Here is an 11725-nt window from a genome sequence, read left to right as displayed (position 1 = left end):
GTTATCCCTGCTGAGCTTTCAGTGCCTGCGCCCACTGTTGGGCAGACTGGTCTAGTAAGGTATAAACCGCCTCAAATGCCTCACGGCTCTTGCGATACGGATCGGGAATTTCGCGCTCACTGTCCCAGTGACCAAACAGCATCACTTTGCCGCGCATCTCCGGTGCGATTTCGCACAGCGCACTAATGTGGCGTTTTTCCATCGCGAGGATCAGATCGTACTCCCGGCACATCCGGCCAGAGACCTGACGGGCCACGTGCCCGTCCAGGGAGAGGTTATGCGACTTCGCCACGCTCGTTGCGCGCTCATCCGCCCCCTTCCCCACCAGCGCCCCCAGCCCTGCGGAGTCCACCACCAGATCGGGCTGATAATTTCTCAGCAACCGTTCAGCCGTTGGGGAACGGCAAATGTTCCCCACGCACACCACCAGAATTTTGTTAAACATCGCGGGTTACCAGGTATGAATGTCGCGCGCCGTGTCCGTCATGTAGCGAACGCCACTGATGGTTGGCAGCAACTGGTTGATCAGACGGTTCCAGCGTGTGACTGGCGCGGTAGTGACATAGACCACATCGTATGGCTGCAGACGGAATTCCGTCGCCATCACCAGCGACGTCGCATCGGACATATCCAGCTGGTAGATGTTGGCAATCTTGCCTTTCGCACTGCCTTCGCCTTTCAGCGGACGGATCACGAAGATGCCGCTGGCGTTAGACGACGTCAGATCCAGGCCTTCCGCATTCCCCAGCGCTTCGGTCAGGGTCATGCCGCTGAAGTCCATTTTGAGGGTGCTCTGTTTTTTAACTTCGCCCATCACGAACACTTTCAGATCGTCGTTGCGCGGCACAAACAGAATGTCGCCCGGATAGAGCAGACGGTTTTGGCTCAAATCGCCGTTCTGCATCAGCGCCTGGAGTGAAATGCGCTCCTCTTTGCCGTTGTGCGTCAGCACCACGTTGCGCCAGTCGGCCGCGTCCGTTAACCCGCCCGCGGTGTTGATGGCGTCGAGAATGGTCAGCGGCACGTTGGTGATCGCCTGCTGGCCTGATTTATTGACCTGGCCGGAGACGTAGGCTTTCTGCGAACGGAATGCGGCGATATTAACGTCCACCTGCGGGTCAGCGATGTACTGCGCTAAACGGCCGGTAATATCACTACGAATTTCTGCGAGGGTTTTCCCCACGACGTGCACTTTACCGATGTAGGGATAGAACATGGTACCATCAGGCTGCACCCAGTTACCGGTATCGCTGGAGCTGCGGTATTGCCCTGCGGGAGTGGTCAGTTCCGGGTGATCCCAGACGGTGACGCTCACAACGTCGCCCGGCCCCACGCGGTATTGATAAGAGGCAATTTCCTGATCCAGAGACATATTCGGCTGCGCAACATTCGGACGCGGGCGTAATTGTTCGACGATACGCGGCGTTAATGGATAAACATTCACCATTTTGTCGAGATCAAAATCAGCATCCTGTTGCTTGATCACATCCTTGCCCATTGTTGACATATTGCTGCCGGGAAAGACCGTACAACCACTCATCAAGGTCACAGACACCAATAATGGCATCAATTTCATTTTGGATTTCATCATTGATTATTTATCACTTTGGCAGAGTAATTATCCTGTGCAATTTAAATAAGCGCGGGTTGTTTAGGCAATCAGAATGCAGTTAATAAAATAGAAATATAACTGGCATCAATCCTAAAAAACGCTTATTCATCCATTGGCTATTGACAGAATAATCGAGGCTGATTCACACGCTTTCAGGCACGCTACCGCCCTTGGCTTTCAGTTACCAATCCACTGACGAAACAATGTATTATGGATAGACACCCTCTAAAATTAGGTCTTGCAGGATAAATATATCCGGCATTTTCAATGCCTGAGCGGTAATGAATGTTCGCTCTTAAGACCGTTACATAAATAGCAGCAAGAAGATTTAACATTTGATGCCTGGAGAATTGTTGCAGCTAACCTAATAGCAGGCAAGGAGACAACCGTCCTATTATTGGTTTTTAAGAATAATATTAAGCGCAAAGTTTTATGGTTTTAGGAATTTCTTTATATTGACAAAATACAGACATAAAACATTTCATGCGATATTTCCTAATTATCCGTTTAACCGGATAATTTCACTTTCATATAGAAATAACAGGGTTATTCGCCGTGGCTATTTGCCGCGCTTTCATTAAGAGAAATCTCAAGCAATCATTGCAATTTTAGCCAGCTTTATCCATGATCGAAGTGTGACAAATGTCATATCTTCAGAGGTACTGCTATTACTATGGAATGGATTGCCGATCCATCAATCTGGGCCGGGCTGGTGACGCTGGTCGTCATCGAATTAGTGCTTGGCATCGATAACCTGGTCTTTATTGCCATCCTCGCCGAAAAATTGCCCCCGGCGCAGCGCGACCGCGCACGCGTTACCGGTTTGCTGTTGGCGATGGTGATGCGTTTGCTGTTACTGGCGTCGATCTCCTGGCTGGTCACCCTGACCACTCCCCTCTTCTCGCTCCACGGCCTGAGCTTTAGCGCCCGTGACGTGATCATGCTGTTTGGCGGCCTGTTCCTGCTGTTCAAAGCCACCGTTGAGCTGAACGAGCGGCTCGAAGGGAAAGACAGCGAGAACCCCACCCAGCGTCGTGGGGCGAAGTTCTGGCCCGTGGTCGCGCAAATCGTGGTGCTGGACGCTGTCTTCTCGCTGGATTCCGTGATTACCGCCGTGGGGATGGTTGATCATCTGCCCGTCATGATGGCGGCGGTGATTATTGCCATCACGCTGATGGTGATGGCGAGCAAGGCCCTGACGCGCTTTGTGAACAGCCATCCGACGATTGTGATTTTGTGTCTGAGCTTCCTGCTGATGATCGGCTTTAGCCTGGTCGCAGACGGGTTTGGCTTCCATATTCCAAAAGGCTATCTGTACGCGGCGATTGGTTTCTCGGTGATTATTGAATCCCTGAACCAGCTTGCGATTTTCAACCGCCGCCGTTTTCTCTCTGCCAATCAGACCTTGCGTCAGCGCACGGCGGAGACCGTTCTGCGTCTGCTCAGCGGTAAGAAAGAGGACGCCGAGCTGGATGCAGAGTCAGCGTCACTGCTTGCCGATCACGACGACAGCCAGATCTTTAACCCGCAGGAGCGGCGGATGATTGAGCGGGTGCTCAATCTTAACCAGCGCTCGGTCAGCAGCATCATGACGTCGCGCCACGATATCGAACATATCGACCTGAATTCGCCGGAAGCGCAGATCCGCGCCCTGCTGGATAAAAACCAGCACACCCGCGTGGTGGTGACCGGGGGTGATGATGAGGAAGGTCTGCTTGGGGTGGTGCACGTCATTGACCTGCTCCAGCAGTCCCTGCGCGGTGAGCCACTGGATTTACGTGCGCTGATCCGCCAGCCGCTGGTGTTCCCGGAAACCCTGCCGCTGCTTTCGGCGCTAGAACAGTTCCGCAACGCGCGCACCCACTTTGCCTTTGTGGTCGATGAGTTTGGCTCCGTTGAAGGGCTGGTGACGCTGAGCGACGTGATGGAAACCATCGCCGGTAATTTGCCTAACGAAGTGGATGAGATCGACGCCCGCCACGACATCCAGAAAAATGCCGATGGGTCATGGACTGCCAACGGTCATATGCCGCTGGAAGATCTGGTGCAGTACGTTCCATTGCCGCTGGATGAGAAGCGCGAATACCACACGATCGCCGGTCTGCTGATGGAATACTTACAGCGCATTCCGCAGCCGGGTGAAGAGGTTCAGGTAGGGGACTATGTGCTGAAGACGCTGCAGGTGGAGAGTCATCGCGTGCAGAAAGTGCAGCTGATCCCCCTGCGCGGGGAGGACGATTTGGATTTTGAGGTTTGATCTCTTCTCATCCCCCTCTCCCGTTCAAGGAGAGGGGGATGATTGGATCAGAGCTTATCTAAAAGCTTCTTCACATCTTTGCTATTCTGCGAATCTTTATTCTTATCCGCCCACTCATTCAGACGGCGTTTCGCTTCATCCTGCAGATGTTTACGCAGGATCTGGTCAACCTGAAGACTATAATTCAGCTCCTGCCATCTGCCGTAAACGTTGAGCGGGATAGCCGTCTCTTTCAGGACATCAATCAGTGGGCCTTCGCCTTCCCAGCCGGACATCACGCGGACATTAAAGCGCGTATCCGTCGTCTCTTTCACCAGATCCATTGTGCCTTTACCCGTGACCGCCAGCATCGAGGATTGCCCCTGCATGTCATCAAGCGTGAGCTGCCCGTTGTCCAGCGTCAGATCGGTGGTAAAGGTGTCGAGTTTCGTCGCGCTGTCGAAGTTCTCTTTGGCTTTGACATTGCTGCTGCGCTCGACGGCCTGCTGCACCAGCTGCTGGAAGTTCAGCCCTTCCATGCGGCTGTTGGCGAGGTCAACGTGCGCTCGCCCCTGCCAGCTGTGACGGAAGGCGTCAGCGTCAATCTTATCGCCGGAGAAATCCCCCGCCATGGTCAGATTACCGGTCAGCGCGATAGGGTAATCGAAGGCTTTGAGGATAGTGCCAATCTCGATGTTCTCAAGACGCGGCTGGAACTCGGCCTTCGCCATATCCTTACGCACGTCCAGCATGCCAGGCAGAGAAATATGCCCCGCCCCCATCTGACCGCTTAGCTCGGAAATGACCAGTAAACCGTTGTGGTTCAGCATCTGGCTACTGACGTTAGTGAAGTCAATGCCCCGCCAGCGCACTGCGTTGGCTTTAAGCAGAATATCCGCCGTAAAGCTGCGCAGCCCGTTGTAGTCTGGCGCGTCGACGTTCGACGCAATAACCGGTCGCATCTGTTTCGGCAGTCCGGGTGCCTGAGCGTCGTCACCCTCTTTCGCCGGGACCGGCTGCGGAGGCAACAGATTTTCCAGGTTGAGCTTGTCGAACTGAAGATCAAAGACCCATTTCGGCTCTTCGCCCAGCAGAACGCTGGCACGACCTTTTAATGAACTGTCATTCGCCTGCAGGTTGAGATTATTCAGCTCAAGCTGTTTTTGCTCTTCACGCCACATCGCTTGCAGCGTGCCCTGGCCGGTGATCCCTTGCGTCGGGAGATCGGCGCCAGAGAGTTGCCAGTTCAGCTGTTGAATATCGGCGGTAAGTTGATGCGGGTAGTCCGACGCGTTGACGCGGGCATTTAGCGACAGAGTCAGGTCACGCTGATTGCGATTAATGCGACCTGAAAAATCGACCGTCGCCAGATGATGCGGGTCCTGTTCCATCGTCAGATTAATATTGCGCACGGTGACCTGGTCGTCATCCTCATGCTGGAAGACCAGCACGCTGTCCGCCACTTTCAGACTGGCGATATCAAATGACCAGCCCGCATCTTCGGGGACGTCGGGGAGTGAATTAGCGCGAGGGGCGACAGGCTCACCCGGTTTACGGACGGCTTCTGTTTGCGGCGTCAGCTGAATGACAGCACCTTTCAACATCACCTGACGCACCTGTAGCTGGTGCGAAAGCAGCGGCATTAAGGCGACGTCCAGACGCATATTGTCAGCAGAGACCACCGGCAAAGCGGCGCCCGGTGCAGTCAGTGACATGCGGCCAGACAGAATGCTGAGCTGCGGCCAGACGTGCCAGCGAAGAGGCCCATCCAGCTTCAGTTCGTACCCGCTTCGTGCTTCGACCTGGCGGACCATGTAGGCGCGGAAATCATTGGGGTTAACCAGCAGAACCAACGCTGAAAGGCCAGCAACCAGCACCACCAGCAAAATCATCAGCGTTGTAAGAACTCTTCTCATGGCATCCTCGATGAAGCCTAAATCAGTCTTTATCAATACGACTGGCAACCGCACCCTGCTGGTCGCGGTACTTCGCGTCCTGACGGCGGTTGTAAGGGCGCTCGGCCGGGCCGGTCAGCGGCTCGAAGCTCAGCGCACCAATCATCATACCAGGGCGCAACGCCAGCGGTAATTTACCGGCATTAAAGAACTCAAGCACGATACGGCCAGACCAGCCGGGATCGATACGGTGCGCGGTGACGTGCACCATCAGCCCCAGACGCGCCAAAGACGAGCGGCCATCGAGCCAGCCGACCAGATCGGCAGGCAGCGTCACGGATTCATAGGTCACCGCCAGCGCCAGTTCGCCCGGGTGCAGATAGAAAGCGTCGCCTTCCGCCAGCACAATTTCATCGCTCATGACGCGATCGAGCGCGGCGCTGACTTCGTCTTTCGGTCCGCTCAAATCAATAAAAGGTGCGGTGTGGCCGCTGAAAGTACGGAATTTATTGCCCAAACGCACATCAACGGTGACACCGTTAATGCGTTCTACTGGCGGACGCGGGGTGATAGACAGACGCCCTTCATCCAGCCAGGCTTCTATATCTCGGTCACAAAGACGCATGACACTTTCTCCTTTCGTGCATCAAACCCTGAAACCGCACTGGCTTCAGGGCAAACCCGGTTATCTCTGAACGGTACACAATTCGGGCGTATTATTCAAAAAACTGGCTAATTTTCGCTTTCAGGATATCGATAGCAATGCGGTTTTTACCCCCGCGCGGCACGATGATATCAGCGTACTGTTTGGACGGTTCGATAAACTGCAGGAACATCGGACGTACGGTTTTCTGATACTGCGCCATCACGGAGTCCATCGAACGACCACGCTCGTTCACGTCGCGCTTGATACGACGCATCAGACAGATGTCCAGCGGCGTGTCGACGAAAATCGAGAAGTTCATCGCTTCGCGCAAGCGCGCATCGGTCAGCAGCAGGATGCCTTCCAGAATGATGACCTTTTTCGGTTCAATGTGAATCGTTTCTTGCGTACGCGTGTGGTCGACATAGCTATAGACCGGCAGATCGATAGGTGTGCCGCTTTTGATCATTTGCAAATGCTGGAACAGCAGGCTGTGATCCATGGCATTAGGATGGTCGTAATTCGTTTTTACGCGTTCTTCCATCGACAGATGGGATTGATCTTTATAGTAGCTGTCTTCGGGAATGACGCCGATGTGCTCATCACCAACTTGTTCGCGCAGTTCGCGATAAAGCGTACTGGCAATAAGACTTTTACCTGAAGCTGATGCGCCGGCGATGCCTATGATGACGCACTGATGAGACTTATCAGTCATAAATTTAGCGACCTGATTAACCTGGATGTAAAGGAAGGACGACGCCTGAGCGTCAAACGCGGCAATTATAGGGATTTCGCGTGCCTGATACTAGTGGAAAGGGCAGGTAATGCGAGAGTCATTCCAAATCCCTCTTTTCGCCCTGACCGAAATTTTAACGGTCATTTTTAACGCGTTAAACCTGAAATTTCTGCAGACTAAGTATTTAATAACTCTATGATGACAAATTATGAGCAGTCGGCATATGAATTGTAAATTGTTTGTACTAGCATAATCCAAATTAAAATTCTCATTCGTGCGGACCTTGTTCCTGGCAGCATGGCGTCTCTGGATAAAGCGGTAATGAATAAACAATACCAGCATGTTTTGGTGACTACCCCACATCCTTTACTACGGCTTGTCAGTCTTGGTCTGGTGACCTTCATCTTTACCCTTTTCTCGCTCGAGCTGACGCGTTTCGGTACTTTACTGGCACCGTTATGGTTCCCGACGTCGATCATGATGGTCGCCTTCTATCGCCACGCCGGAAAGATGTGGCCAGGAATCGCCCTCGCCTGCTCGTTTGGTAACATTCTTGCCTCATGGATGCTGTTTCCCTGGGAAACCCTCAGTTTCTGGTACACGGCCATCAACGTGATCGAAGCGTGCGTCGGCGCGCTGCTGCTGCGCAAACTATTGCCCTGGTATAACCCGCTTAAAAATCTTAGCGACTGGATTCGTCTGGCGATAGGCAGCGCCGTTGTGCCGCCGCTGTTGGGCGGCGTTCTGGCCTGGCTGCTGGTCCCCAGCGCCGAGCCGCTGCGTAACTTTTTTGTGTGGGTGCTTTCAGAATCTATCGGCGCGCTGGCGCTAGTTCCGCTCGGTCTGCTGTTTAAACCGCACTATTTACTGCGCCACCGCAACCCGAAACTGCTGCTGGAAACCCTGCTCACTATGGCGGTCACGCTGGTGCTGTGCTGGGTGTCGATCACTTTCCTGCCCTGGCCGTTTACCTGCGTAATTGTGTTACTGATGTGGAGCGCGGTGCGTCTGCCGCGCATGGAGGCGTTCCTCGTCTTTCTGGTGACGGTGATGATGGTGTCGCTGATGATTGCGACCAAACCGGCGCTGCTCACGCCCCAGAGTACCGACGTGATGCTCAACGCCCCGTGGCTGCCCTTCCTGATGATGCTCCTGCCGGCGAACGTGATGACCATGGTGATGTACGCCTTCCGCGCAGAGCGCAAGCACATTACCGAGAGTGAAGAGCGTTTTCGTAATGCGATGGAGTATTCCGCCATCGGCATGGCGCTGGTCGGCATTGAAGGGCAGTGGCTGCAGGCAAACAAGGCGCTGTGCCAGTTCCTTGGCTACTCTCAGCCTGAGCTGCAGGCCCTGACTTTCCAGCAATTGACCTGGCCGGAAGATTTAAATTCCGACCTGAAAAGCCTGGAAGATCTGGTACGTGGCGACATCAACAGCTATTCAATGGAAAAGCGCTACTACACCCGCAACGGCGAGGTGGTCTGGGCGCTGCTGACGGTCTCCGTGGTGCGTCATACGGACGGCTCCCCGCTCTATTTCATCGCGCAAATCGAAGATATCAACGACCTCAAGCACACCGAGTGGGTCAATAAGCGCCTGATGGAGCGTATTACGCTGGCGAACGAAGCGGGCGGCATCGGTATCTGGGAGTGGGATTTACAGCCGGATGTGATCAGCTGGGACAAACGTATGTTCGAGATGTACGAGATCCCGTCGCATATCAAACCGACCTGGCAGTTGTGGCACAAGAGCATGCTTCCGGAGGATCGCGAGCATGCTGAACAGGTGATCCGCGATGCCCTGATGGCGCGCGTGCCGTTTAAGCTCGAATTCCGCATACGCGTCAAAGAGGGCGTACGTCATATCCGCTCGCTGGCGAATCGGGTGCTCAACAAGCAGGGCGAAGTCGAACGCCTGCTGGGCATCAATATGGACATGACCGAAGTTAAAGAACTTAACGAAGCCCTGTTCCAGGAAAAAGAGCGCCTGCATATCACCCTCGACTCTATCGGCGAGGCGGTGCTGTGTACCGATATCGATATGCACGTCACCTTTATGAACCCGGTCGCGGAGAAAATGAGCGGCTGGACGCAGCAGGAAGCGATGGGACAGCCCATCCTCAACGTACTGCACATTACCTTCGGCGAGAACGGCCCGCCGATGGAAAATATTCACAGCGGCGATATGTCACGTTCTGATATTAATCAGGATGTGGTCCTGCACAGCCGCAATAGTGGCAGCTTCGATATTCACTACAGCATCACGCCGCTGAGCACCCTCGACGGGCAGAATATCGGCTCGGTGCTGGTCATTCAGGACGTCACCGAGTCGCGCAAAATGCTGCGTCAGCTAAGCTACAGCGCCTCTCACGACGCCCTCACCCACCTGGCGAACCGCGTCAGCTTTGAAAGCCATCTCAAGCGTCTGCTGCAAACCGTGCATGACACCCATCAGCGTCACGCGCTGGTCTTTATCGATCTCGACCGCTTCAAAGCGGTGAACGACACCGCAGGCCACGCGGCGGGTGACGCCCTGCTGCGCGAACTGTCGTCTCTGATGCTGAGTATGCTGCGCTCAAGCGACGTGCTGGCGCGACTGGGCGGCGATGAATTTGGCTTGTTGCTGCCGGACTGTAACGTCGAGAGCGCACGCTATATCGCGGGCCGAATTATTCATGCCATCAACGATTACCACTTCATGTGGGAAGGTCGCCTGCACCGCATCGGCGCCAGTGCCGGGATCACGCTGATTGACGACACCAACAGCCTGGCCGCAGAAGTCATGTCCCAGGCTGATATCGCCTGCTACGCCTCGAAAAACAACGGTCGCGGCGTGGTAACGGTGTACGAACCGCAGCAGGAGAGAATTCACAGCGCGCGCAGCATGATGTCGCTGGATGAGCAATGGCACATGATCAAAGACAACCATCTGCTGATGATTGGCCGCAGCGTCGCGTCGCCGCGCATTCCGGAGAGCAGCAACTTCTGGCTGGTCTCCCTGCGGCTGTGGACCAGTCAGGGTGAAGTGCTCGAAGAACACGCGTTCCGCTCGGGGCTGGCAAAACCGGATCTGCTGCATGCCCTCGACCGCCGTATTTTCCAGGAATTTTTCCGCGCCTTTGCCGTTCAGGTAGCGAATAAAGGGATGGGTGTGGCGCTGCCGCTCTCACCTGAGGGGATGTCCAGCTCGACGCTGGTGAATGAACTGCTCGATTTGCTGGAGAAAAGCCCACTGCCAGGGCGCCTGCTGCATCTGGTGATCCCGGTCGAAACCCTGCAAAACCAGGATGCGACAATTCAGGACGGGCTGCAAAAACTGCGTCAGGCCGGTTGCCGCATTATTCTGAGCCAGGTCGGGCGCGATATGGACATTTTTAACCACCTGAGCGCCCACATGGCGGATTACCTGCTGCTGGACCCGGAGCTGGTGACCAACGTCCACGGCAATCTGATGGACGAAATGATGGTGACCATTATCCAGGGCCACGCCCAGCGGCTGGGGATGAAAACCATTGCCGGGCCAAGCAATCAGCCGCTGATGATGGATACCCTTTCCGGCATTGGCATCGACTTCATCTATGGCGATTCCATTGCCGAACCGCAGCCGCTGGAACTACTGCTGAACACCAGTTATTTCGCTATCAACTGAGGGTGCCCAGTTTTCCGTATACCAGATATGGAGCAGCGCATAAGACCGCCACGGCTGCCAGCGCAGCGCATACTTGCGGATCTGCGCCGGCGTCATACCGGCGAAGCGCTGTTTGATCAGATAATCATCCGGCAAGAACACATCTTTCGCCTGCCAGCCGCGCAGGGCTAAGTAGTTAGCCGTCCAGCGCCCGATCCCGGGCCGCGCCTGAAGCGCCTTCATTCCGCTCTCAATATCTTCCGGCGGCTGGAGCGGAAAAGTGCCGTCAACGACCGACTGCGCAAGGTGAATCAGCGACTCCGCACGTTTCACCGGCATCCCCAGCGCCTTGAGCGCCAGCGGATCGGCAGCAGCCAGTGCCGCCGGGGTCGGAAAGCAGGTGTATTCCGGGAATCCTTTCAGCGGTTCGCCGCAGAGCGCGACCACGCGCGCCGCGAGTTTCGCCGCCATCGACACGCTCACCAGCTGCCCGAGAATCGCCCGCACACCCTGTTCGTACGCATCCATCGCCCCCGGCAGGCGTAATCCGGGACGCGCTGCGCCCAGCTCACCCAGCGTGGCAGCGATGTGCTGCGGATTGCAGGAGAGATCGAACAGGCGTTCGATACGCGCCAGGCAGTTTTGTGCGACCGGCACCAGCCCTGCACTGAGCGTGACCTGCAGGGTGCAATCCGCCAGCGATGGCGTGACCCGAAACAGCCCCTGATGGCCGTCGCAGGTGAAACTGCGCTCGTAATAGGTATCCGTCACGGTCTCCACGCCCGCGACCGCACGCGCGCCAAGAAAGCCAAACATCCATTGCCAGTCGTAGGGGGATTGCCAGTTCAGGGTGTACATCATCGCTCCTTTTGTTGTCTTCACAGCATAACCCGACCTTACGCGGCGTGCCTTGCTTTCATATTCCTGTTGTCGTGAGCGAGACATTTCGCTAAAGTCTCGCCCCTTCTCAACG

The 11725-nt window shown here is 55.2% G+C and carries 8 protein-coding genes; 2 read left to right on the top strand and 6 right to left on the bottom strand.

All coding sequences use genetic code 11. From position 1 onward, the window contains the following. Window position 1: 1 nt before the first annotated feature. The gene (gene wzb, locus OVA10_RS10135; RefSeq protein WP_123427425.1) at window positions 2-445 is read right to left on the bottom strand and encodes a low molecular weight protein-tyrosine-phosphatase Wzb; all 444 of its coding nucleotides are present in this window, start codon (window positions 443-445) and stop codon (window positions 2-4) included. A gap of 6 nt (window positions 446-451) precedes the next feature. Continuing rightward, on the bottom strand, window positions 452-1591 hold the full coding sequence (locus tag OVA10_RS10130) for a polysaccharide export protein (protein WP_100779605.1): 1140 nt from the start codon (window positions 1589-1591) through the stop codon (window positions 452-454). Window positions 1592-2285: 694 nt separating this feature from the next. Here OVA10_RS10130 and OVA10_RS10125 point away from each other — a divergent pair. Next, a complete protein-coding gene (locus OVA10_RS10125; RefSeq protein ID WP_268195854.1) occupies window positions 2286-3869 on the top strand; it encodes a TerC family protein in 1584 nt (527 codons plus the stop codon). 47 nt (window positions 3870-3916) lie between these two features. On the opposite strand, the gene asmA is transcribed toward OVA10_RS10125, so the two are convergent. The 3 genes from asmA to udk all read right to left on the bottom strand — a co-directional run bounded on the left by asmA (window position 3917) and on the right by udk (window position 7101). Next, window positions 3917-5764 (bottom strand): outer membrane assembly protein AsmA, encoded by a 1848-nt coding sequence (asmA, locus tag OVA10_RS10120; RefSeq protein WP_268195853.1) that lies wholly within the window; start codon window positions 5762-5764, stop codon window positions 3917-3919. 22 nt (window positions 5765-5786) lie between these two features. Then, the gene (gene dcd / locus OVA10_RS10115; RefSeq protein WP_100779602.1) at window positions 5787-6368 is read right to left on the bottom strand and encodes a dCTP deaminase; all 582 of its coding nucleotides are present in this window, start codon (window positions 6366-6368) and stop codon (window positions 5787-5789) included. 91 nt (window positions 6369-6459) lie between these two features. After that, window positions 6460-7101 (bottom strand): uridine kinase, encoded by a 642-nt coding sequence (gene udk, locus OVA10_RS10110; RefSeq protein ID WP_100779601.1) that lies wholly within the window; start codon window positions 7099-7101, stop codon window positions 6460-6462. Between the two features lie 342 nt (window positions 7102-7443). Between udk and OVA10_RS10105 the strand changes: the two genes are divergently transcribed. Next, a complete protein-coding gene (locus OVA10_RS10105) occupies window positions 7444-10773 on the top strand; it encodes a diguanylate cyclase (protein WP_268195852.1) in 3330 nt (1109 codons plus the stop codon). On the opposite strand, the gene alkA is transcribed toward OVA10_RS10105, so the two are convergent. Next, window positions 10738-11610 (bottom strand): DNA-3-methyladenine glycosylase 2, encoded by an 873-nt coding sequence (gene alkA / locus OVA10_RS10100; RefSeq protein WP_268196879.1) that lies wholly within the window; start codon window positions 11608-11610, stop codon window positions 10738-10740. The genes OVA10_RS10105 and alkA overlap by 36 nt on opposite strands. Window positions 11611-11725: the final 115 nt, after the last annotated feature.

Origin of the sequence: Lelliottia sp. SL45, from assembly GCF_026672535.1 — a bacterium.
Classification (GTDB): domain Bacteria; phylum Pseudomonadota; class Gammaproteobacteria; order Enterobacterales; family Enterobacteriaceae; genus Enterobacter; species Enterobacter nimipressuralis.
This window is presented reverse-complemented; position numbering and strand designations above follow the sequence as displayed.

Excerpts from the sequence above, each read along its gene's own strand:
- OVA10_RS10105 (WP_268195852.1), top strand. The coding sequence starts at position 7,444 with ATGAATAAACAATACCAGCATGTTTTGGTGACTACCCCACATCCTTTA.
- OVA10_RS10125 (WP_268195854.1), top strand. The coding sequence starts at position 2,286 with ATGGAATGGATTGCCGATCCATCAATCTGGGCCGGGCTGGTGACGCTG.
- alkA (WP_268196879.1), bottom strand. The coding sequence starts at position 11,610 with ATGTACACCCTGAACTGGCAATCCCCCTACGACTGGCAATGGATGTTT.
- udk (WP_100779601.1), bottom strand. The coding sequence starts at position 7,101 with ATGACTGATAAGTCTCATCAGTGCGTCATCATAGGCATCGCCGGCGCA.
- asmA (WP_268195853.1), bottom strand. The coding sequence starts at position 5,764 with ATGAGAAGAGTTCTTACAACGCTGATGATTTTGCTGGTGGTGCTGGTT.
- dcd (WP_100779602.1), bottom strand. The coding sequence starts at position 6,368 with ATGCGTCTTTGTGACCGAGATATAGAAGCCTGGCTGGATGAAGGGCGT.
- wzb (WP_123427425.1), bottom strand. The coding sequence starts at position 445 with ATGTTTAACAAAATTCTGGTGGTGTGCGTGGGGAACATTTGCCGTTCC.
- OVA10_RS10130 (WP_100779605.1), bottom strand. The coding sequence starts at position 1,591 with ATGATGAAATCCAAAATGAAATTGATGCCATTATTGGTGTCTGTGACC.